Genomic DNA, 22,471 nt, shown 5'->3' with positions numbered 1-22,471 from the left:
TCTGTGCGCCTCTGCCTGAGATTTTACCGTAAATTCCCTACGATGCTACTTGAGCAGCAGTCCGAGTCCGCCGTCTTCTGCCATCAGCAACTTTTACAGGTGGCTCATCAGGAATTTGCATCAACAAAGTCACAGATGGCTGACATTGCAATTCCCGACGGATGGAACGTTGCAATTCTCGTTCTAAAGTACCTTGCAATCCACCCCAGTCTATATCTGCTGCTTCACCTTCGCTAGGAGCAAATTCTGACCAGCGCACAGTGAGGATTTCTTCAATGCGTTGTTTTACCCAGGTTTGTAGGAGCGATCGCTCTACACTTGTGACTACACCCCGGAGGTGAGTTTCTGGTTTTGCCAACAGTTTACCATTCCAATCAATGGCAGCGGCGATCGTGATAATGCCTTCTGAAGCCATGCGTTGCCGTTCTTGCAGCACTTTAGCACTTACCATACCCGAACTAGTAGTATCTACCAGTTCAATACCAGATGGCACTTTACCTGCAACGCAAATGGTATCTTCTGTCAATTCGACAATATCGCCATTCTGAATAACGATCGTGTTTTCTGCGGGAATCCCCATACTTTGAGCGGTTTCTGCGTGCTTCACTAGCATCCGATGTTCGCCGTGAAATGGCACAAAGAATTTGGGTCGAGTTAAGGCAATCATCAGTTTTTGTTCTTCCTGACAACCGTGACCGGAGACGTGAATCCCTTTATCCCGACCATAGACTACTTTCGCCCCTTGAATCATCAATTTATCGATGGTATTGACTACAGCGATCGTATTTCCGGGAATTGGGTTAGCAGAAAATACTACCGTATCTCCTTGGCGGATTTTAATGTGAGGATGTTCTTTATTAGCAATGCGGGTCATTGCTGCCATCAATTCACCCTGAGAACCTGTAGTTAAAATCAGTACTCTTTCATCAGGTAGATTGCGGACTGCGTGCAATGGTTGCAGCAGATTATCTTCACACTTAATGTAACCTAAATTACGGGCATGAGCAATCAAGTTCAGCATGGAACGCCCGATAACCGTCACTACACGATTCTGCTTCTTGGCTATATCCAAAATCATGTTGATCCGATGGACGCTAGAAGCAAAGGTAGTGACAAATAATCGCCCAGTAGCTTGACTAAATACTCTCTCCAGATTGGGATAAACCGAACGTTCCGAAGGTGTAAATCCTGGTACTTCAGCGTTAGTGGAATCACTAAGTAAACAAAGAACGCCTTTTTCACCATGTTCTGCTAGGCGTTGCAAGTCAAACTTTTCGCCATCTACTGGTGTGTGATCAATTTTAAAATCCCCTGTGTGAATAACTACACCCAGAGGAGTATGAATAGCAACAGTGAAACTATCAGCGATGGAGTGGGTATTACGGATATATTCGACTAAAAAGTTTTTGCCAATCCGCACTACATCACGTGGTAGAACTGTTCTGATTTCTGTGCGATCGCGGACTCCTGCTTCTTCTAATTTACCCTCTAGCATTGCCATTGCTAGTCTGGGCCCATAAATTACCGGGATATCAAATTGCTTGAGATGAAAAGCAATCCCGCCAATATGGTCTTCATGACCATGAGTCACAATCATCCCTTTAATTTTGTGGCGATTTTCCCGCAGATAGGTCATATCTGGTAAAACAATATTGACACCATGCATCACCTCTGTGGGAAAAGCTAATCCTGCATCTAACAGGATAATTTCATCATCATACTCAAAAAGACAGGTATTTTTACCAATTTCATGTAAACCGCCCAAAGGAATAATTTTCAAGGCGGAATTATTAGCTTCGTTTTTAGCCATTTTCTCCTTAGATTGTTACTTTTGATTAATTAAGTTGATAGTTAACTTTCCTTGTATTTAAGACAACACCATCTGTCTCTTAAGTCAGTCCCAAAGCAATCAAGTTTTAATTGAAGATTTCAATTTTTTATTCAATAAAATCAACTGTAAAATTCAAGGATTCATAGTATATCTATCAGTCCTAACACAGATTTTTAAATTGCAACTTATGAACAATTACGATCGTTGTTTATATGTATCTTTGGCAAGGAGAATATTACCACCATTTAAATAGCTGGTGGCTAGATTAAATTGAGTTCTTTCAGAACCACTTCTAACTTTTGACTGACTTCTAAATCAGCTTCACATAGCGGCGGACGAGTTGAACCAACCTCCCAACCTTGAAGTTTCAGTGCTTTTTTCACTGGAATGGGATTTGAAGTGAGAAATAGAGCTTTAAACAACGGAAATAGTTGGAGATGAATCTCGCTGGCTACCTCAATTTTTCCTGCACTAAAAGCTTGAATCATCTGCTGTAGTTGGTTTCCTACCAGATGAGAAGCTACACTTACCACACCCTTTGCCCCGATCGCTAACAAGGGCAAAGTCATGTAATCATCACCAGAATAGATGTGGAATTCTTTTGGTGTCAAGCGACGAATTTCGCTTGCCTGATCTATATTACCAGTGGATTCTTTAATCCCGACAATATTGCTTACCTCAGCTAACCGGGCAACTGTTTCTGGCTGAAGGTTTTGTCCGGTACGACCGGGGACATTGTATAACAACAACGGTAAGTCGGGACAGGCTTGTGCTATTGCCTGAAAGTGCGCTTCCAGTCCCGCTTGCGGCGGTTTGTTGTAATAAGGAACAACTTGTAAGGAACCATGTACTCCTATTTTAGACGCTTTTTGGGTGGCTGCGATCGCTTCTTTGGTGGAATTTGATCCACAACCTGCGATTACCTTGGCTTTTCCGGCCACGGACTGCAATACCTCGACAAACAACTGGTATTCTTCATCCCAACTTAGCGTCGGGGATTCTCCTGTTGTGCCGCACATCACCAATGTATCTGTCCCGTTGTTAGCTAGATGCGCCGCCAGTTCTGCCGCTACATCATAGTTGACACTACCATCTGCTCTAAATGGCGTAATCATAGCGGTTAAAACATTGCCAAAATCTCCCACCCTTTTTTCACTCCTGATTACCCATGTTTTTATATATTGGTGGTTCTCTATTGTAATAACCTATTTGTAAATTGCTTTCAAGTGTCATTAGTCATTTGTTATTTGTCCTTTGTCACTTTACCAATGACCCACGCTCAACGACCAATTACTAATAACTAATAGCTAATGGTTTGAGTAGATTTTTCTCTACTAATAATTCAGCTATTTGTACTGCATTCAATGCTGCACCTTTGCGAATTTGGTCGCCACATAACCATAATTCCAACCCACAATGATGAGAAATATCCTGGCGAATTCTTCCCACTAAAACTTCATCTCGACCGGTTGCTTCTATTGGCATCGGAAAATGATTTGCTCCCCAATCTTCGACCAATTTTACTCCAGGAGAGGAATTTAAAATTTCTCTGGCTTTCTTCACACTAAAGGAAGTCTCAAATTCTAAATTAATGGCTTCTGAGTGAGCACGAAGTACGGGAACCCGTATACAGGTTGCAGTGATTCTGATTTGCTGCGTACCAAATATTTTTCGGGTTTCGTTGACCATTTTCATTTCTTCCTCACAATAACCCAAATCGTTTAATGGGGAGTTATGCGGGAATAAATTAAATGCCAATGGGTAAGGCAATATTTCGGCAATCGGTGGTTGTCCTTGTAGTATAGCGCTTGTTTGGGTTTTGACTTCTGCCATTGCCCTAGCTCCAGCACCACTAGCAGATTGGTAGGTTGCAGCAACGATACGTTGCACTGGTTTAACTTTATGCAATGGCCAGACTGCCACAGCCATTAAAATTGTTGTGCAGTTGGGGTTAGCGATAATGCCTTGGTGATTCGCTGCGGCTTGGGGATTCACCTCTGGTACTACTAAGGGAACTTCCGGGTTCATCCGAAAGGCACTGGAGTTGTCAATTACCACTGCGCCTTTTTCCACAGCAACTGCTGCCCAAGCTTTGGATGTGGAACCACCTGCACTAGCTAGTACTATATCGACATTTTCAAAGGCGCGATCGCGAACTTGCTCTATTGGTATATTTTCTCCTTTAAATCGTAATGATCGCCCGACACTCCGCTCTGATGCCAATAACTTCAAGTCAGCAACCGGAAAATTACGACTTTCTAATAATTCCAGCAACTCTGTGCCAACTGCACCAGTCGCTCCTAAAATAGCTAAACGATAGGATTTCGACAAACTTGTTTCCTCCTTTAATAGACTTAATCTACAATTTCTTGGAACAATTGACAATTTGGTTCTATTTAAATAGCGATCGCAGCCTGGAAATACATTTTTAAGTAGGTTTATATTTTTCTTTAATTTAGTCTATCTTTAATATATTTAATACATTATTTTTTTGTTTATTTAATAAGTTAAGTGATGTTGCATTTTAAAATAACGGTGATTTATTTTTTTTCATCAACAATTTTAACTATAACTAACTATAACTATATATTATACAACAAACCGCCATTTCTCATAAAAATGTAGATATCTGCACTTAAGCGTTTAACTAAGCATCCTACCTCTAAAGAAACAAATGTATTGGTTGCAAACTTGCTTATCAAGATGATGAATAAACTAGGATCTAAATAAAGCCAGCACAACTTCAAACTAAGCTATGCGGTAAAGTAACAGATGCTGCTCTCTTACCACACACAACTTAATAATAGCTAGATAATAGCTAGATTCAATACTATAACTTTAACCTGGGGGTACTAACCACTCTTTGAGAACCAGGATATCACGGCGTTAGCCCACTGAATAATTAATTCCCAAGTTTTAGAGTGAATCGGGAGTCAAAGAAGGGAATAGGGTATGGGTTATAGATTTATTCCCTATCACCTGTCACCTCCCCCTTAAATCCAATGCCCCATTAACCAAATTGTTATGAAGGTAAAATGTCAAGTCCTTGATAATTGGCAGTAAACTGGATCTTTGCCCCAAGACAAATATCCATCCTTCGATGTCACAAGACCTTTTGGCAAACTCTCGTTACCCTTAAGAGACATCAAGCCATAAACGCGAACAATTATTTTATTGCGTTTTGTGTGTACTCGGAGTATAAAATACCAGAAAACTAGAGACGAAGCATGAAAGTTACCCAGGAAAAACTTCCCGCCAGCCAAATTGGCCTGGAAATAGAGATTACGCCGGAAATTACCAAGCAAACTTACGAACAGGTCATAAAAAACTTAGCGAGTACTGCCAATATTCCTGGGTTTCGTAAAGGCAAGGTGCCTCGGCCGATATTACTACAACGGCTGGGTACAACTCGAATCAAGGCAGCGGCGCTAGAAGAACTAATTCAAGATGGCATTGAGCAAGCGGTTAAACAAGAAGCCATCCCGGCAATTGGTCAGCCGCAATTGCGCTCCTCTTTTGAGGATTTGATAAATAATTATGAACCTGGAAAACCACTGACGATTTCGGCTGCTGTGGATGTAGAACCAGAAGTGAATCTAGTGCAGTACACTGATCTACAAGCCAAGGCTGAAGAAATCAAGTTCGATCCACAGCGAGTGGAGAACACGCTGGATAAGGAACGTCAAGAATTGGCGACATTGATCCCTGTGGAAGGACGTGCAGCCCAAATTGGCGATATTGCCGTAGTCGATTTTAAAGGTTCATTCGCCAGAGTTGAGGGCGAGGACGAAACAACTGAACTAGAGCCGATTCCCGGAGCCGAAGCAACTGATTTTCAAGTTGAGTTGCAAGAGGATAAGTTTATTCCAGGCTTTATTTCGGGAATAGTGGGGATGAATCCGGAAGAAACTAAAGAAATTGCGGCACAGTTCCCAGATCCTTATGCTAATGAAGATTTAGCTGGAAAAGCGGCAACTTTCACCGTGACGCTCAAAGAATTAAAGGAAAAGGAGCTACCAGAAGTAAATGATGATTTCGCCCAAGAAATCAGCGATTTTGAAACCTTAGAGGAGTTACGCACTTCTTTGGTAGAGCAATATCAAAAAGAGGCGGACGACAAAACAAAAACCAATAAGCAGGAAGCCTTGTTAACGGAACTGCTCAAGCACGTAGAAGTTGACTTACCAACAACTTTGATTGAGCAAGAAGTGGATGCAATGCTAACGCAAACAGCAATCCGGCTGTCTCAGCAGGGATTGGATGTGAGAAAGCTGTTTACTCAAGATATTATTCCGCAATTGCGGGAGCGATCGCGTACTGAAGCAATTGAACGCATCAAACGCTCCTTATCCTTGCGAGAAATCGGCAAACGCGAATCTATCGAGGTAACATCAGAAGAAATCGCAGCCAGAGTCACAGAACTTTTGGAGCAATACCCAGAGGAACAAGACGTTGATGAAGATAAACTGCGGTCAATCGTGGAAAACGAACTGTTAACCGAAAAAATCATCGATTGGCTCTTAGAACACTCATCAGTTGAACTTGTACCCGAAGGTTCTTTGAGTCCTGCGGAGGAAACAGAAGACGCAGAATCAGATGGTGATGGTGATGCACCTCAAACAGAGCAAGGAAACAGCGAAACTTCTACAGAAGTCACAGAAGAATAATAAAAAATCCCACAGCCATTAATTCACCAGTTCTGAGTTAAAGTACTGGTGAAATGGGTAAGCTAAGGGAGATGAGGAATTACAGGGAGAAATAACCAATGCCCCATGCCCCATAACTTACAGATGAAGTCAAAAAAATTAAAGAATTAATGAATTTTTGGCAAATAGTGACATTTGTTATCACTTGAGCTTGATAGTGTGTTACACGAGAGTAAATCATATGAGGCATAATGGTTAACACGTAGCTTATAAAAATTCCACTTGTTGAAAAGGCAGCATCTGCTGCTGAAACATTTGTCCTAAATAATTGTCAAAGAAAGCTTGTATGCTTGAATCGCAGTCGGGAAATTCCCCAATCAGCAACTTAAGTCGAATAAACATTAACTCCCAGTTAAGCAGTCCTAGCAACATCGTACCGATGGTGATAGAACAATCTGGCATGGGAGAAAGAGCTTTCGACATCTACTCCCGCCTGCTGCGAGAGCGGATTATCTTTTTAGGAACGCCAATAGACGATGCCGTAGCCAACTCAATTGTGGCTCAGTTGTTATTCCTAGACGCTGAAGACTCAGAAAAAGACATCCAACTGTATGTTAATTCTCCTGGCGGCTCCGTCTACGCAGGGATGGCAATCTATGATACAATACAGCAAATTCGCCCTGATGTTGTTACCATCTGTTTTGGATTAGCCGCGAGCATGGGGGCATTTTTGTTGACAGCAGGAGCTGCCGGTAAGCGAATGTCTCTGCCCGACTCCCGGATTATGATTCACCAACCACTTGGTGGCGCTCAAGGTCAAGCCATTGACATTGAAATTCAAGCCAGAGAAATTCTTTACGTTAAGGCTAAGTTGAATCAGTTAATGGCTCACCATACTGGTCAACCTTTAGAAAGAATTGAAGCAGATACTGAGCGCGACTTTTTTATGTCGGCAGAAGAGGCAAAAAACTACGGTTTGATTGATCAGGTCATTTCCAGGCAAAATCTTCCCGTAGCAGGGGAAAACGTCACCATTCTGAAATAAGAGGCTGGTATGTCTAAGTACGACTCCCATTTAAAATGTTCATTTTGTGGCAAGTCCCAAGAGCAGGTGCGTAAATTAATCGCAGGGCCGGGAGTCTACATCTGCGATGAATGCGTTGACTTGTGTAATGAAATACTAGACGAGGAGTTACTCGATACTAATGGTGCGGCAGCACAACCAGCACCAAGAGCAGAGCCACCTGAAAAACGGCGTACCCACTCTGCTAGTATTTCGTTTAATCAAATACCCAAGCCAAGAGAGATTAAAAAGTATCTAGACGAACACGTCATTGGTCAAGACGAAGCAAAGAAAGTTCTGTCAGTAGCTGTTTACAATCACTACAAGCGGCTGGCAGTCATTCAGTCTAAAGCCAGTGGCAAGCCAGGGGCGGATGATGCCATAGAACTGCAAAAGTCCAACATCTTGTTAATCGGCCCGACTGGTTGCGGCAAAACTCTCTTAGCGCAAACTCTAGCGAAAATCCTGGATGTACCCTTTGCCGTAGCCGATGCGACGACGCTGACGGAAGCAGGGTATGTGGGAGAAGATGTAGAAAATATCTTGCTGCGACTGTTACAGGTGGCAGATTTGGATATAGAGGAAGCGCAACGGGGAATTATTTACATTGATGAAATTGACAAAATTGCTCGTAAGAGCGAGAACACGTCAATTACCCGCGATGTTTCTGGCGAAGGCGTGCAGCAAGCCTTGCTAAAAATGTTGGAAGGAACGATCGCCAATGTACCACCCCAAGGAGGGCGCAAGCATCCTTATCAGGACTGCATCCAGATTGATACAAGTAATATTTTGTTCGTCTGTGGTGGTGCTTTCGTAGGCTTAGAAAAAATTGTAGATCAGAGAGTTGGCAAAAAAGCAATCGGCTTTGTACAACCGGGAGAAGGGCAATCGAAGGAGAAACGAGCAGCAGACACTCTTCGCCATCTAGAACCGGATGATTTAGTAAAATTTGGCCTGATTCCAGAATTTATTGGGCGGATGCCAATGGTAGCAGTAGTAGATCCGCTAGATGAAGAAGCGCTGATGGCGATTCTCACCCAACCACGCAGCGCCTTAGTGAAGCAGTACCAAAAGCTGCTGAAGATGGATAATGTCCAATTAGATTTTAAAGCAGATGCTTTACGAGCGATCGCTCAAGAAGCTTACCGCCGTAAAACTGGTGCAAGAGCATTACGTGGTATTGTTGAAGAATTGATGCTGGATGTAATGTATGAGTTACCGTCTCGTAAGGATGTGACACGCTGTACAGTTACAAGGGAAATGGTCGAGAAGCGATCAACTGCTGAACTGATAATACATCCGTCTTCACTACCGAAGCCAGAATCTGCTTAATAGTCATTAGTCATTGGTCATTAGCCATTGGTAATTGGTCAAAAACTAAGGAATAATAACCATGTACCAGGCATAAATGACTAATGACAACTGACAAAACGCAAAGTCTGAGCGGAGGTTTCCTCCGGTCAGAACTTTGTAAGAGAGGACAAACGACTAATGCCTTATATTAATGTTCGTGGCGTTGAGCATTACTACGAATGGGTGAAAAAACCATCCGGTTCTTTGGTAAAGCCGTTGATGGTTTTCATCCACGGTTGGGCTGGTTCGGCTAGATATTGGCAAAATACTGCTAATGCTTTATCAGAGCAATTTGATTGTTTACTCTACGATTTGCGGGGATTTGGCCGTTCTCGTGGAAAGCCAACTATTGCCCAAGCCAGTGAAGCTGTTGCTGAATCTGAGTCATTACAGGAAGAATCACAGGCAATTAGAGAGTTAACCTATGAATTAGAGGAATACGCTGATGATTTGGCAGTTTTGCTAGATGGGTTGCATATTCAGCGTGTTTATATCCATGCTCATTCAATGGGTGCGTCTGTTGCCACTTTATTTTTTAACCGCTATCCCGAACGAGTAGAACGAGGAATTTTAACTTGTAGCGGTATTTTTGAGTACGATGAAAAATCCTTTAGTGCCTTTCATAAATTTGGTGGCTATGTAGTGAAATTCCGTCCCAAATGGTTAAGCAAAATTCCATTTGTTGACCGAATGTTTATGGCTAGATTTTTATATAGTTCCATACCACATTCTGAGCGGCAAGCTTTTCTACAAGATTTTCTCGAAGCAGATTACGATGCAGCTTTAGGGACAATTTTTACTTCAGTCAGTAAGGCTCAAGCTGAAGTGATGCCCCTTGAGTTTGCCAAACTGACAGTGCCAACTCTACTTGTAGCAGGGGAGTATGACAAGATTATTCCAGCTGAAATGGGGCGTCAAGCAGCTGCACTAAGTGACAAAGTGGAATTTGTGATGATTCCCAATACAGCGCATTTCCCAATGTTGGAAGATGTACCAACTTATCTGCAACGTGTACAAGAGTTTTTGCAAATTAACACACTAAAACCACATCTGGGTTAACTGATTTTTCGGATAGCCTGCAAAAATTCGGCAACAGCGTCGTATTGGTCAGGATGTTTGATATATTGGAGCAACAAAGTCAGGTCTAGATTCGGTAAAAAATCACTACGGTTTACTTCTTCATATTCACCAGCTGCATTTAAACGGAATATCTTTATCTGGTCAGATTTCCAGAACCAAACTTCAGGCACTTTCTTAGGTTTGTATAACTCTTTTCGGTTAATTGTGCCGCTAGTAACAATAACTTCAATAACAATGTCTGGAGTTTCTTTATTGCTGCCAATGCAGTAAGACTCATCTGGTGTGCCAGAAGCATACCCAGATTCTTCCAATGTAAAACCACCACGACCATAGAACCGAATTCCCAACTCTCTCATGTAAGCTTCTAGCAAGTATCCAAGAGTTGTTTTTACGTACTCATGTTTATCTCCAATGGGCGACATGATTTCTAATATTCCTGACAAATAAGAGAGTCGGACATTGCGGTTGTCTTTTAGCTGTGCCTCAATAGCTTTGAATTCCTCCCAAGAAACATCTGCGACGGTCACTAGTTTCTCTTGTATGGGATTGCCTAGAAGTGGGATGCTCATATTACCTACTTGTCTATTTTGAGTTAAACATGATTTTTGATTGCTACCAATATTCCCCACACACTTACTGATAAGGATAATCATTATATAATAGCTTCGCCAAATCAAAAAACGCTTTTATTTATAGATTGGGTTAAAGTACAAAACCCAGCCTACAAAAAATGGCGAAGGTATTATTATACAGATTTCTTTCTACTTTTTGATGTATTGACAAAGTTCGGTCACTTATAACTTGTTCCTTAGCTGATAATCGGTAGCAATTTTATTAAACTGTGGTGATGAATCTTCTATGAGTCTTTCCAAGACAGTAATGGCTGATTCTACGTTTTTACACTATTCTTTCTGCAAAACCTTCTTCTAAACCAAATAGATTTTCTCAGAAGAAACTGCTCAAAATTGTCAAAGGTTTGAGGCAAATTTTTTCTTTTGATTTCTGTATATACAAGATAAAAAATCAGTAGACTGAGAAGTTTTGCATAACTCTTAATAGCCGTTTATTTGAGTTAGCTCTCTGCTTTTCAAGAAACGAGGATTGTAAATGGGTTCTCTTGCAAGTACTTGCGATTGTCTTGCTAACAACATCGATTGCTATCAGAACCCGAATACTGCTCTAAATATTTAAGCAATATTGCTGATTGACAAACCTCAGTTTGCCTTAATTTATCACAAATGTGTACTCCCCTACGTCTGTTGTATCGAAATCACAACCTTTGGATTAACTCAAACCCAGCTCTCGTTTTAGCAAGTTAATTGAGTTAGCGCCGATATAATTTTCAACCTTAATCAGCTTTGGTGGACGAATAATATCTTCATCAGATGCTTGCACGGCTGCTTGTACTGCCGCAAAACTGGCTTGATCGCTTATGATTACCTCAGCCCGTTTAACCATAGCGTGAAGTTTATAAGCATCTTTTGGTTGCGAAGTCATCACCAGTAGTTCATCACCTCGCAAACCGTGGAGGATGACTTCTGCGGCTCGTGCAATCCCGGAACTAAGGCTAACTATCCCAACACAGTTTTCTTTTGGTAGAGTTTTTAATAGGTTAAGTTCCTTGCTGTAGTCGTAGATATCGAGAGGAATTACCCGTGCAGCTTTTGGAGCTGCGATCGCTTCTACATTGCTGATAAAATATCGACTTGTGACTACTGTCGCCGAGGTAGTTTTATCTAACACAGCTGTTAATTCTTCCATTGCTACCAACTGGACTGGAATTTTTAGCGATCGTTCTAATTCATACACCATCAACTCGCCAGCACCTATGTCATAAGATGGAACTGCAACCAGTACCCGCGCACTACAACGCAAGCGCCAGTCAATTTCCGCTAAAAATAGCTCTCTAGCTTGATTCAGCGAACATCCTTGGGAGAGCAACTCGTCAAGTGCTTGCTGGACAACTTGATAGGCATGAGGATTTTGCTTGAGAATTGGTGATTGCAGCCTACTACCGCCCTCATGACCTTGGGCACGAACATAAATACCCGAACCAGCCATACTTTCAACAAATCCGTCTTCCTCTAGTTGACGGTAAACCTTACTTATGGTATTACGGTGTAACCCCGTTTGCATTGCCAGCGCCCGTGTGCTTGGTAATTTGTAAGCCGGGGGATATTGCCGAGAAGCGATCGCAAATCGGATTTGATTAAACAGCTGGGTTGATGCGGGAATTTCGCTGTCTGGCTGAATACGGAATTGAATCATCACCAAACCTCCTGAATACTAAGTGCTAATGAGTGCTGAATTTTGAGTATTAAGTGTTGCTTTTATACTCAACACTTTTAACTCAGCCTCCTTTTGTGACCAGCTACATTTGCTACATCTCAAATATGTTTATTTACATATAAAGTTTTTCTGATACAAATTTCTAATGCGCTCACTATTGGTAATTGATAATTTAATTAGAAAAAAGCTAGGCATACTGGCATAGTTATATCAAATAAACACACGGCTAATCACATAGCACTGGTAAGAATTATTATGACAGAGCAAGCAATAATCACCACAACGGTTAATCTTTTGCAAGATAATATTCAAGTGTCTGCTTATCTGGCAGAGCCAAAAGAACCTGGATCTTATCCAGGAGTCGTGGTATTACAAGAGATTTTTGGTGTCAACGTTCACATTCGGGATGTTACAGAACGAATTGCCAAACTTGGATATGTAGCGGTAGCACCTGCACTTTTTCAACGTACTGCTCCTGGCTTTGAAACTGGATACACACCCGAAGATATTGAAACAGGCAGAAGTTACGCCATGCAAACTCAAGCATCAGAGTTATTGAGCGATATTCAATTAGCAATTGACTACCTCAAAAATCTGCCTCAAGTGAAAAAAGATAGTTTTGGCTGTATTGGCTTCTGCTTTGGCGGTCATGTCGCATATCTTGCAGCTACCTTGCCAGATATTAAAGCTACGGCTTCCTTCTACGGTGCTGGAGTTACCAGCCGCACGCCCGGAGGTGGCGCTCCCACTGTTACCCGCACCAAAGAGATTCCAGGTACTCTCTATGCCTTCTTTGGCAGGGAAGATACTAGCATCCCACCCGAACAAGTAGATGAGATTGCAGCAGAGTTAGAAAAATATAAAATTCCTCATCGTGTGTTTCGCTACGATGGAGCTGATCACGGATTTTTCTGTGACCAGCGTGCCAGTTATAATCCTAAAGCTGCGGCCGATGCTTGGGAGCAAGTAAAACAACTCTTTGGTCAACTAAACTGAAGCATACGCAGCCAGGTTTGTCATTAGTCATTGGTCATTGGTGAATAACAAAGGACAAATGACAAATGACAATCTAAACTTCAGTTGCACCATCTCAAATAACAATTAATCTTCAAAAGTCATGAATTCCGAATCGAAACTTTCTCAAACAGCCAATTCGTCATTTACGATGGACGATTTTGCCAAAGCATTAGAAAAACACGACTACCAGTTTCAAAAGGGACAGATTGTACATGGCAAAGTTTTCCAACTTGACCATGATGGAGCCTATGTTGATATTGGTGGCAAGTCGTCAGCTTTTCTGCCGCGCGATGAGGCTTCTTTGAGAGCAGTTACCGATTTATCGGAGGTGCTGCCATTGCAAGAGGAAATGGAGTTCTTGATTATCCGAGAGCAGGATGCAGAAGGTCAAGTCACCCTTTCTCGAAAGCAGTTAGAAATTCAGCACATCTGGGAACGACTGACCGAAATGCAGGAAAATGCTCAGACTGTGCAAGTACGGGTTATGGGTGTGAATAAAGGTGGTGTCACCGTCGATATTCTTTCTTTGCGGGGATTTATCCCGCGATCGCACTTGGCAGAGCGTGATAATTTAGAAGCACTCAAAGGTCAAAGTCTAACTGTGGGCTTTTTGGAAATTAATAAAAACACCAACAAACTCATCCTTTCCCAGCGTTTAGCAACTCGTTCTAGCAACTTCAGCTTATTAGAACTAGGTCAATTGGTGGAAGGCAAAGTTACTGGTATCAAACCTTTTGGTGTGTTTGTCGATTTAAGTGGCATGAGCGCCCTACTTCACATCAAGCAGGTAAGCCAGAAATTTATTGATTCTTTAGAAAAAGTATTTCAAGTTGGTCAGCCAATTAAAGCTGTAATTATTGACTTGGATGAAGGTAAAGGGCGGGTTGCTCTTTCTACCAGGGTTTTGGAAAACTTTCCTGGCGAAGTGCTAGAAAATTTTGATGAGGTGATGGCTTCAGCTGAGGCGCGTGCTAATAGAGCAAATAACAAAGCTGCTGAATAGTTTTGAGATGTGCTACTTGCACAAAGCGTTTAAATCCCCATCTGAAACAATTTTGAATTTTGAATTTTGAATTGTTAATACTCCCCCTGCGTCTACAAAAATGTGGGGGGATTTTAAATTGGGAAAACTTTATAATTACGAATTGTTTCTGACTAAATACAGTTCAGAGACGCGATAAATTGCCGTCTCTACAAGTGTTTTGGTCTTATCTAAATTGTATTGGTTTATGACTCGTTCACCCCGAAATTTTCAACCTGGATTTTGCTATCACATCACCACTCTTTGTAAAAGTATAACCCCCAGTGCCAGGTATCGGATCTCTGAAATGTTGATTAACTGGTAGAAAACAACCTTATTACAAATATTTATAAAAGTCTGAAGTGCTTATATGTTAAGCTTCACAAGCCACGACGCGAGAAAAAAGAATCGATATGACGCGAGAAGAAAGAATCGGTGTGTCAGTGAGAAAATGGTGCTGATACGCGAGAAAAAAGAATCGTTGTTGGATAACCAACAGACCCACTACAATCGGGAGGTATCCTAATGGTGCTGAAGTGTTAAAAGCTACCTCTTTATACTCAATCATGTTTCCTTTCACTCTCCATCCTACGTGATCGCTAAATTTTTCCCAGGCTTCTTGATAATATTCACCATCAGCCTTAACACCACATTTGAGATAAATTTTCTTCTGAACGCTAAAGCCAAAGCGCCCCTTGCTATATTTTACCCAAAGTTGGTCAATGGTGCGTAAGTCAGTACAGGGAAAATTATTGATGGATTTGGAATCTAACCAGCCTTCCTTTTCCCTGCTAGATGCCTTGAGCATGACAGCAAAAGTTTCCTCATCCGCTTCTTTCCACTTGCCTGCTGCTAGCAAATCTCGCAATCGCGTGTAGTTTATTCCCTTCTCAGAACTGATCTCAGAACTGAGGTCATCGGCTTGAATTACTGGCTGTAGCTTTGGTTTTCGCTCTGGGCGTTTTCCAGTAATACCCCAAATTAACCGCTCCATAGCATCAGTATCTGTCCGAAAGTCAACCCACGTATGACCCCTAAGAAAAATTGGGAGTTTAGGCTGCTGTGGTGTATTCTCAAGCAAAACGGGAATTACGGGACAGCCTCTCTCTACAAATTCGTTTAAAAAAGCTCTCATCTCTTGACTTTGCCAGGGGCCAAATCCACTGCTACCTACAAAAACTGCTGCTGATTTAATATTTTCTATTTGTTCTTCTAGTAAAGACTGCCATGCTAAACCAGGACGAAGTTCCCATTTATCTAGCCAAGGTTTAATTCCTTGTCTTGTTAGTTCATGAGCAATTTCTATAACTTCAGGCTTGTCTTTGCTATTGTGGCAAAGGAAGACATCAAACTGATCTTCGTCACTCATCTATAAGTCTCCTAACATCCACTTCTCTATATTGGCAATAATTACCAACGCATTATATTTACTGCTTTAATTAATTTTATATTACGTAATATAGTTTGATTTCTTCTTGCTTACTTACTTAAGTTATTAGTTAATACATCGGAAAAATGAATAAGGGATTTCCAACAAATAAATTATTCAATCTTGTGGAGTGGTCATCTTAGAGGTTGTTTGAAAAGTGGTTGGCTGTGATTTTAATCGAATTTTTACCCCCCTTAATCCCCCCTTGGAAAGGGGGGAAACTGGAAAATCTAGTACCCTCCCCTTTACAAGGGGAGGGTTAGGGTGGGGTAAAAAAACGTTGATACACCAATTATGACTTTTCAAACATCCTCTTAACAGCTTTTGGCTAAACTGAATATTTTTTTATTTGGGAGTCCTAAAGTCGAATTTAATAAGCAAAATGACATTTGACTTACTCAAAAGCTGTGTTTGCTTTCTCAAAATCTGCTTTTGCTTTCTCATTTCGGTGTTTTACGCAAGTCAAATAAGCTTTTACTTTCTTAAACCCCAGTCTACTTTCTCATTTCGGTGTTTTACGCAATTCAAATAAGCTTTTACTTTCTCAAACCCCAGTTTGCTTTCTCATTTTGGTGTTTTACGCAAGCAATCAAGCATATTGCTGACTCATTCCAGTAATTCACACACTCGTGACAATTACCCCTTTGAAATTACTTCTCTTTATCTTTATCTAATGCTTCCTGGATTGCACGACGACAAAATTCTGGAGGATCATCTTTGGTAGATAGTTCTTCCTTCATAGTTTTTGTGACACGTAAGTTAAGACGCTCACTTAAAGGTTCTTCCCTCTCTGATTTAAATGGTTTTAAATTTTCTGGATGACCTTTAGGGTTAGGCATTTATGTAGAAATATAAATATAAATTGAATCACTGGTAGGCAGCAGATTAAATTGTTTTTTAGTGGTTGCTACAACTTGCCGGAAGTACAACCACTAATATCCAATATCAAAAATGGACACTACTATTTTATGTTCACGCGTTCTGAACTTGAAATCAAAACTATTAAAGAATTACGCGACTTGTGTCGCAGATACGGTGTAAAACCTACTGGAAATGCAGGATACAAAACCTCGTACATCGTAACTCTGATGGCATTTCCACTTTTAGCGCTGCAACAAATGAAGCAAGGTAAAGGGTTAAAATTCCCGAACTTTAACGCTATCCAGGTAATCAGTTCTGCTATAGATGAGATGAATTCACCCACAGATGAGCAAGCAGCACTAATTCGGATAACGCTTGAGGGCAGGAAAATGAGCTATCCTGACCGATATGACCAGGAAAATTTGCTGAATTTGCACAAGGCTAAGATGTCGCTTGAACAAGCTATTGACTTGTTGAGCTAGTAAAACTAATCCTATTACTCTATCCCCTGCATCTACAAGGATGTGGGGGATCATTTTTAGAGTATTAAAATGAAGAAGGTATGACTTATTGGCATGACAATATCTTGAGCATGGTAATAAAGTATAAAAATATGCTCATATCTTTATTTAAGTATTGCTCAATGAATTTTGAGCATATATTGAGCATTTTGACAACTATAAACGCTGTAACTATTCAATTTAGGTATTTATATGTTTCTGGTAACTGGTGCAACGGGAGGAATTGGCCGCAGAGTTGTGCGACTCCTACGACAACGAGAACAGTCTGTGCGGGCATTTGTCCGCCTTAATTCGCGCTACAGCGAGTTAGACCACCGGGGTGCAGAAATCTTCATTGGTGACTTGCTAGAGGAAAAAGATATCCAGAAAGCTAGTCAAGGTGTACGGTATATTATCAGTGTCCACGGTTCCGATAGCGATGCCTTATCTTTAGATTACCGCGCTAATATTGAACTCATCGACCAGGCGAAAGCCAATGGTGTAGAGCATTTTGTCTTCATTTCTGTACTGGGAGCCGATCGCGGTTATGAAGATGCTCCTGTTTTTAAAGCCAAACGAGCAGTAGAGCGATATTTAGCAGCTAGTGGCTTAAATTACACTATTTTGCGCCCAGCTGGATTAGCATCTAACTTGCTGCCACTGGTAGAACGATTTCGGGAAACGGGATTGTATTTGCTGGTTGGCGATCGCAAAAACCGTACCTCAATTGTTAGTACCGATGATTTGGCAAGGATAGTAGTGGATTCTGTGACGGTTGAAGGCGCTCGCAACCAGATTTTACCCGTCGGAGGGCCAGAGATTTTATTACGAGAAGATATTCCCCGGATTTTTGGTCGGATTTTCGCCAAAGAACCAGTAATAATTAACTCACCCCTATTTCTCATTGATGGGTTACAAAGTGCATTAGGTTTATTTAATCCCCAAACTCAAAAAGCTTTGGGAACTTATCGTACATTGCTAGCAAATGAATTTTTCTGCACAAAAGATGAAATTGCCAATTTAGAGGCGATTTTTAACTTCCAATTAGAGACATTAGAAAACTTTTTGCGGCGCTATTTAGCAGTTTGAATAGTCATTAGTCATTGGTCATTGGTCATTAGTGAATAACTAAGGACAAATGACAAATGACTAATGATAAATGATAAAGGACAAAAATATATGGTAAATGCTGCTCAAGCACGTCAGACAAAAGAGCGATTCGCGCAACCGGAGGAACAACTTACTTATGAATTGGGGAAGGCAGTACAGGAATTGCCACCCCTGTATACTAGATTATTAGCGGGAACGATGAGCGCCATCGTCTTTGGGGCGATCGCCTGGGCGTACTTTTCGCAAATAGATGAAGTGGCAACAGCACCAGGGGAATTAATTGCTTCTACACAGGTAAGACCGGTGACATCTTTAGGTGGAGGGTCAATTGTCGCTGTTAAAGTACAAGAAGGCGATCGCGTTACTAAAGGTCAAATTCTGATTCAAAAAGATCCAGACTTGCAAATAACCGATGTTTCCCGCCTAGCTAAATCTACTAGATTAATTCAAGACGATTTAAAACGTTTGGATGCAGAACGTCTTGGAGGCAAAACTACTGGGACGAAACTGCAAGATGAACTTTTAACCTCCCGCCTGCAAGACTACCAAGCGCGTCAAGCAGCAGCGGAAGCAGAAGCAAATCGCCAAATAGCACTCATCGATCAAGCCAAAGTCCGCTTGACTCGATTGCAAGACAACTTAGTTAATGCCAAAAGCAGCTTTGCAAATGCTCAAACCAACCTTGTGAATGCAGATAGCATCCGAATTAAAATTGAAAGTAATTTAGCCCTTGCTCAAGAAAGGGAAAAAAGCCTACGTACTCTAATTACTCCTGGCGCTGTGCCTCGTGTCGATTACCTGGATGCCCAAGAAAGATTAACTCGTGCAAAGACAGAAATCACCAGAGCGCAAGATGAAGTCATCAACGCCCAGAATAGAATCACAGAGGCTCAAGATAAAGTCACATCATTAGAAAAAGATATTGCTGCTCAAGTCCAAGAAATTCGCCAAGCAGAACAAGCTTACAACGCTGCACGCAGTCAGGCCCAGCGTGTAGCATCAGAACGCCAAAGCGAAATTTTGACGCAGTTTAATAAGCGTAAAGAAGAACTGACAACTGTACAAGGTCAATTAGAGCAGGCGAGAAAGCAACAAGCTTTAGAAACGATTGAGGCTCCCGTAGCCGGTACAATTTATAAAGTCAAAGCCACCAAAGGGCCAGTACAATCGGGTGAAGAATTGCTGTCAATTTTGCCGGAAGGGGAAGAAATGCTCCTAGAGGTAAAAGTTCTCAACCGCGATATTGGATTTATTCGTCAGGGAATGAAGGCAAAAGTGAAAATGGCGACTTTTCCCTTCCAAGAATTTGGCATTGTGGATGGCGAAGTTATGCAAGTCAGTCCAAATGCAATTGCTGATAAAGAATTGGGTTTAGTTTTTCCGACGAGAATTAAGCTGAATAAACACTCAGTAAACGTCCGCGGTCAAGAAGTAGAATTTACACCAGGGATGGCTGCTACAGGTGAAATCGTCACTCGTAAAAAGTCAATTTTGACATTCATCACTGAGCCTGTGACACGGCGGTTCAATGAGGCATTTTCCGTTAGGTAGGAAAGTCTGTTAAATCGGCGATCGCTCCGTTATTTCCTTCATCTTCACAACTGGAGTTTAGACTAATCCATGATTAAATGACCCAGCAGCACTGAGTTGACAATCTACACACCCATTGCCTGGGAAACCTGTCTTGGGGTCATTTTAACCTCTAACTTTTGCCAGGGGAGAAGGTTGTCACTCACAATATCAGGCTTCAACCAAAGTTGCCAAGTCATTAATGGTAGCAAGTCACTCCAGTGTTCACACTATTCTAGGGAAAAACCACAATTGGAATGCAGTATTAAAATTTTCAATTAACATTTCGTCATCTAAAGTCAGTTCAGACTTTTTCAAAGTTTTAAGGTATCTGTATCGTTTAAGCGCTTTTTGCTGTTGGTAGCCTCTATCTGTTTCAAGGTGCCAATTGTTGTAGTCCTTCAGCATACTAATTACGTTTCCAATTAAGAGAAAAGTCCTGCTTGACGATTAGCATTAACTAGCTGTAAACTGCTCAGTTGAGATTTTATGAAGTTTTATAAAGTTTAACATTGTCTTTAGATTTTGGCAGCATTGATGTGGAATTGATTAAAAACTCGTTGCAATGCTTACAACACCGCTCTATTACAAAAACCTCATTCCAACTTATGTATCGTTCAACCCACCCTTAAAAACGTAAGGATTTAGCTTGCTAAACCCCTACATTCATTCACGACTGATGAGCGAGTTGGTTGACTTTCTTAACCGAGGAGTATTAACTGCAAATCGCTGTAATTTTCAAGTCATACCCAAGAATTTTCTGTATTGTTCTATTTGTTTTTGGATTTCCTCTAGTTGTTTGCCAAAATCGGGATTATTCTCATCCTCATTGCTATTCACATTGATGCTGCTCAAATTATTCTCATAGTTTTGGAATTGCGACCATAATTCTGGATTGGCTAATCCATTATTATCTGCGGCTGATGTCAGATATTTTGTAGTTTCTGCGTAGGTGTAGCCTGTTTTAGACATGGCCTGACCGCTCGCAGGGCTAAAATCAGAATTATTCCAACTGGTGATAGTTTCTGGTGTTAGAGATTTTCCTGTTTCTGTAATTGCCTGACCGATTCGAGAACCAAAATTAAAACTATTAAAACTAGAGCTTGTAGTTTGCGTCTTATTTTCTGCTGTGTCTGCAATCACCTGACTTGCTAGAGAACTGACATTAGAAATGTTAAAACTAGAGCTTGTAGTTTGCGTACTATTTTCTGCGGTTTCTGTGACAATCTGACGTACTTGGGCATCAGTCAGGTTGGGGTTAGCACTAAGCATCAGGGCAACGATACCAGCAACGTGGGGAGCAGCCATAGATGTGCCGCTATAAGTTGCATACTGATTATTCGGAACTGATGAATAAATATTGACTCCTGGAGCTGTGACGTAAGCGATTTGATTTGTTCCAGAGCGGTTAGAGAAGTCGGCCAAATTATTATTTTTATCTACTGCCCCAACGGCAATCCCCGACTTGGATGCATAGCGGGCGGGATATTCTGGTGATGAGCCACCATCATTACCTGCTGCCATGACGACAATCACTCCTTTACTGCTGGCATAATCAATAGCTGACTCTAGAGTGCGATTGGAAGATGCGCCTCCCAAACTGAGGTTAATCACATTAGCTCCATTATCTACAGCGTAACGAATACCTTTAGATATGGAACTAAAGGAACCAGAGCCAGAGCTATCTAAAGCTTTAACAGGCATAATCTTGGCATCGTAGGCAATACCAGTGACACCGTAGTTATTATTTTCTCCTGCGATCGTGCCGGAAACATGAGTGCCATGACCGTTGTCATCTAGGGTGTTGTTGTTTTGATCGGCAAAGTTCCAGCCGTAAGTATCATCAACATAGCCATTGCCATCATCATCTATACCATTACCCGCAATTTCCTTGCTATTCGTCCAGATATTATTTTTTAAATCCTCGTGATTGTAGTCAACTCCAGTATCTACAACAGCGACAACAACACCTTTACCTGTGTATCCATGTGCCCAAACTTCCGGTGCTTTAACCAGGTCTGCTCCCCAATTATTGCCACCAAGATCGGGAACATCAGCAAAGGTCTTCTGATTAATAGCTCTAGCCACTGCTGCTGCTCCATTAATCAAGCCGTAGCCATTAGTGGGGTTATAATTTTGAGTCCTAAAATTTTCAGATTCATCTTTATTTAGCAACTGCATATCAGCATCGGCTGATTTATAGCTACTACGTCTGCTGAAGTTGAGGCCGTAGTCATCTTTTGTATTCAAGCTATCTAATGAGGAGATTGAAGTAACATTGAGCCGTTTATTTGACAATATATTGTTATTAACATCATCAATGTGCATAAGTTTTTTCTCAAAGATAGCAACCGTTTTTTGACAGTTTGAAGCCTTGAAATCTTGACAATAGGAAGATTTCAATCAATATGTGAATAAGCCTTATTCTCAATAATTACTATGAAATTTCATAACAAAATGCTAATTTTATTACCAAAAAACCCTCTGACAACTACAGTTTTAATTAAGAATAAGTTTATCGAGTAAATCTTAAATTTTAGAGGTGTATTAATGAAGACTAATTAAAAAATAATCGTCGGGCGCTATAACTATTTTTGTTACTCTTAAAACTGCTGCGATCGCTAGCTATAAAAGTGTTTACCCACCTAGACTGGAGCAAGAATAATTATTAAAATCATCAAAATAAAAATGGCGAATGAAGT

The 22,471-nt window shown here is 41.2% G+C and carries 17 protein-coding genes; 9 read left to right on the top strand and 8 right to left on the bottom strand.

Annotation, left to right across the window (positions count from 1 at the left end):
* Positions 1–37: 37 nt before the first annotated feature.
* The 3 genes from V7K56_RS13200 to V7K56_RS13190 form a co-directional block, all read right to left on the bottom strand.
* Positions 38–1,810 carry a ribonuclease J gene (locus V7K56_RS13200; protein ID WP_334911092.1) on the bottom strand — a complete coding sequence of 591 codons (1,773 nt, stop codon included), beginning with the start codon at positions 1,808–1,810 and terminating at the stop codon, positions 38–40.
* Positions 1,811–2,091: 281 nt separating this feature from the next.
* Positions 2,092–2,976 (bottom strand): 4-hydroxy-tetrahydrodipicolinate synthase, encoded by an 885-nt coding sequence (gene dapA, locus V7K56_RS13195; RefSeq protein ID WP_334911090.1) that lies wholly within the window; start codon positions 2,974–2,976, stop codon positions 2,092–2,094.
* Positions 2,977–3,124: 148 nt separating this feature from the next.
* On the bottom strand, positions 3,125–4,162 hold the full coding sequence (locus V7K56_RS13190) for an aspartate-semialdehyde dehydrogenase (RefSeq protein WP_334911088.1): 1,038 nt from the start codon (positions 4,160–4,162) through the stop codon (positions 3,125–3,127).
* An 896-nt stretch (positions 4,163–5,058) separates the two neighbouring features.
* Here V7K56_RS13190 and tig point away from each other — a divergent pair.
* The 4 genes from tig (at position 5,059) to V7K56_RS13170 (ending at position 9,952) form a co-directional block, all read left to right on the top strand.
* On the top strand, positions 5,059–6,498 hold the full coding sequence (tig, locus tag V7K56_RS13185) for a trigger factor (RefSeq protein ID WP_334911087.1): 1,440 nt from the start codon (positions 5,059–5,061) through the stop codon (positions 6,496–6,498).
* Between the two features lie 325 nt (positions 6,499–6,823).
* A complete protein-coding gene (gene clpP, locus V7K56_RS13180; protein WP_104905916.1) occupies positions 6,824–7,522 on the top strand; it encodes an ATP-dependent Clp endopeptidase proteolytic subunit ClpP in 699 nt (232 codons plus the stop codon).
* 9 nt (positions 7,523–7,531) lie between these two features.
* Positions 7,532–8,872 carry an ATP-dependent protease ATP-binding subunit ClpX gene (gene clpX, locus V7K56_RS13175; protein WP_292775233.1) on the top strand — a complete coding sequence of 447 codons (1,341 nt, stop codon included), beginning with the start codon at positions 7,532–7,534 and terminating at the stop codon, positions 8,870–8,872.
* Between the two features lie 159 nt (positions 8,873–9,031).
* Positions 9,032–9,952: an alpha/beta fold hydrolase gene (locus tag V7K56_RS13170; protein ID WP_334911084.1), complete on the top strand. Its 921-nt coding sequence runs from the start codon at positions 9,032–9,034 to the stop codon at positions 9,950–9,952.
* On the opposite strand, the gene V7K56_RS13165 is transcribed toward V7K56_RS13170, so the two are convergent.
* Positions 9,949–10,542, bottom strand: coding sequence for a Uma2 family endonuclease (locus V7K56_RS13165; RefSeq protein ID WP_334911082.1), 594 nt, complete (start codon positions 10,540–10,542; stop codon positions 9,949–9,951). The genes V7K56_RS13170 and V7K56_RS13165 overlap by 4 nt on opposite strands.
* Positions 10,543–11,257: 715 nt before the next feature.
* Positions 11,258–12,241 carry a GntR family transcriptional regulator gene (locus V7K56_RS13160; protein WP_334911081.1) on the bottom strand — a complete coding sequence of 328 codons (984 nt, stop codon included), beginning with the start codon at positions 12,239–12,241 and terminating at the stop codon, positions 11,258–11,260.
* 276 nt (positions 12,242–12,517) lie between these two features.
* Here V7K56_RS13160 and V7K56_RS13155 point away from each other — a divergent pair, with 276 nt between their 5' ends.
* Both V7K56_RS13155 and V7K56_RS13150 read left to right on the top strand, forming a co-directional pair.
* On the top strand, positions 12,518–13,258 hold the full coding sequence (locus V7K56_RS13155) for a dienelactone hydrolase family protein (RefSeq protein WP_334911079.1): 741 nt from the start codon (positions 12,518–12,520) through the stop codon (positions 13,256–13,258).
* Between the two features lie 121 nt (positions 13,259–13,379).
* Positions 13,380–14,282 carry a S1 RNA-binding domain-containing protein gene (locus V7K56_RS13150; RefSeq protein ID WP_334911077.1) on the top strand — a complete coding sequence of 301 codons (903 nt, stop codon included), beginning with the start codon at positions 13,380–13,382 and terminating at the stop codon, positions 14,280–14,282.
* A gap of 391 nt (positions 14,283–14,673) precedes the next feature.
* Here the strand turns inward: V7K56_RS13150 and V7K56_RS13145 are convergent, their stop codons facing one another.
* Both V7K56_RS13145 and V7K56_RS13140 read right to left on the bottom strand, forming a co-directional pair.
* A complete protein-coding gene (locus tag V7K56_RS13145; RefSeq protein WP_334911075.1) occupies positions 14,674–15,669 on the bottom strand; it encodes a GUN4 domain-containing protein in 996 nt (331 codons plus the stop codon).
* A gap of 710 nt (positions 15,670–16,379) precedes the next feature.
* On the bottom strand, positions 16,380–16,568 hold the full coding sequence (locus V7K56_RS13140; RefSeq protein ID WP_334911073.1) for a hypothetical protein: 189 nt from the start codon (positions 16,566–16,568) through the stop codon (positions 16,380–16,382).
* 129 nt (positions 16,569–16,697) lie between these two features.
* Here V7K56_RS13140 and V7K56_RS13135 point away from each other — a divergent pair, with 129 nt between their 5' ends.
* The 3 genes from V7K56_RS13135 to V7K56_RS13125 all read left to right on the top strand — a co-directional run bounded on the left by V7K56_RS13135 (position 16,698) and on the right by V7K56_RS13125 (position 19,751).
* Positions 16,698–17,072: a hypothetical protein gene (locus V7K56_RS13135; protein ID WP_334911071.1), complete on the top strand. Its 375-nt coding sequence runs from the start codon at positions 16,698–16,700 to the stop codon at positions 17,070–17,072.
* 231 nt (positions 17,073–17,303) lie between these two features.
* Positions 17,304–18,179 (top strand): SDR family oxidoreductase, encoded by an 876-nt coding sequence (locus V7K56_RS13130; protein ID WP_334911069.1) that lies wholly within the window; start codon positions 17,304–17,306, stop codon positions 18,177–18,179.
* Between the two features lie 63 nt (positions 18,180–18,242).
* Positions 18,243–19,751 carry an HlyD family efflux transporter periplasmic adaptor subunit gene (locus tag V7K56_RS13125; RefSeq protein ID WP_334911067.1) on the top strand — a complete coding sequence of 503 codons (1,509 nt, stop codon included), beginning with the start codon at positions 18,243–18,245 and terminating at the stop codon, positions 19,749–19,751.
* 756 nt (positions 19,752–20,507) lie between these two features.
* Here V7K56_RS13125 and V7K56_RS13120 read toward each other — a convergent pair.
* Positions 20,508–22,097: a S8 family peptidase gene (locus tag V7K56_RS13120; protein WP_334911065.1), complete on the bottom strand. Its 1,590-nt coding sequence runs from the start codon at positions 22,095–22,097 to the stop codon at positions 20,508–20,510.
* Between the last annotated feature and the right edge of the window lie 374 nt (positions 22,098–22,471).

The sequence above is a fragment of the Nostoc sp. genome (genome assembly GCF_036917535.1).
Taxonomy (GTDB): domain Bacteria; phylum Cyanobacteriota; class Cyanobacteriia; order Cyanobacteriales; family Nostocaceae; genus Nostoc.
This window is presented reverse-complemented; position numbering and strand designations above follow the sequence as displayed.

Coding starts and splice junctions, on each gene's coding strand:
- V7K56_RS13120 (WP_334911065.1), bottom strand. CDS start 22,097: ATGCACATTGATGATGTTAATAACAATATATTGTCAAATAAACGGCTC.
- V7K56_RS13155 (WP_334911079.1), top strand. CDS start 12,518: ATGACAGAGCAAGCAATAATCACCACAACGGTTAATCTTTTGCAAGAT.
- tig (WP_334911087.1), top strand. CDS start 5,059: ATGAAAGTTACCCAGGAAAAACTTCCCGCCAGCCAAATTGGCCTGGAA.
- V7K56_RS13145 (WP_334911075.1), bottom strand. CDS start 15,669: ATGAGTGACGAAGATCAGTTTGATGTCTTCCTTTGCCACAATAGCAAA.
- V7K56_RS13165 (WP_334911082.1), bottom strand. CDS start 10,542: ATGAGCATCCCACTTCTAGGCAATCCCATACAAGAGAAACTAGTGACC.
- V7K56_RS13140 (WP_334911073.1), bottom strand. CDS start 16,568: ATGCCTAACCCTAAAGGTCATCCAGAAAATTTAAAACCATTTAAATCA.
- clpX (WP_292775233.1), top strand. CDS start 7,532: ATGTCTAAGTACGACTCCCATTTAAAATGTTCATTTTGTGGCAAGTCC.
- V7K56_RS13130 (WP_334911069.1), top strand. CDS start 17,304: ATGTTTCTGGTAACTGGTGCAACGGGAGGAATTGGCCGCAGAGTTGTG.
- clpP (WP_104905916.1), top strand. CDS start 6,824: ATGCTTGAATCGCAGTCGGGAAATTCCCCAATCAGCAACTTAAGTCGA.
- V7K56_RS13170 (WP_334911084.1), top strand. CDS start 9,032: ATGCCTTATATTAATGTTCGTGGCGTTGAGCATTACTACGAATGGGTG.
- V7K56_RS13160 (WP_334911081.1), bottom strand. CDS start 12,241: ATGATTCAATTCCGTATTCAGCCAGACAGCGAAATTCCCGCATCAACC.
- V7K56_RS13150 (WP_334911077.1), top strand. CDS start 13,380: ATGAATTCCGAATCGAAACTTTCTCAAACAGCCAATTCGTCATTTACG.
- V7K56_RS13125 (WP_334911067.1), top strand. CDS start 18,243: ATGATAAATGATAAAGGACAAAAATATATGGTAAATGCTGCTCAAGCA.
- V7K56_RS13200 (WP_334911092.1), bottom strand. CDS start 1,810: ATGGCTAAAAACGAAGCTAATAATTCCGCCTTGAAAATTATTCCTTTG.
- V7K56_RS13135 (WP_334911071.1), top strand. CDS start 16,698: ATGTTCACGCGTTCTGAACTTGAAATCAAAACTATTAAAGAATTACGC.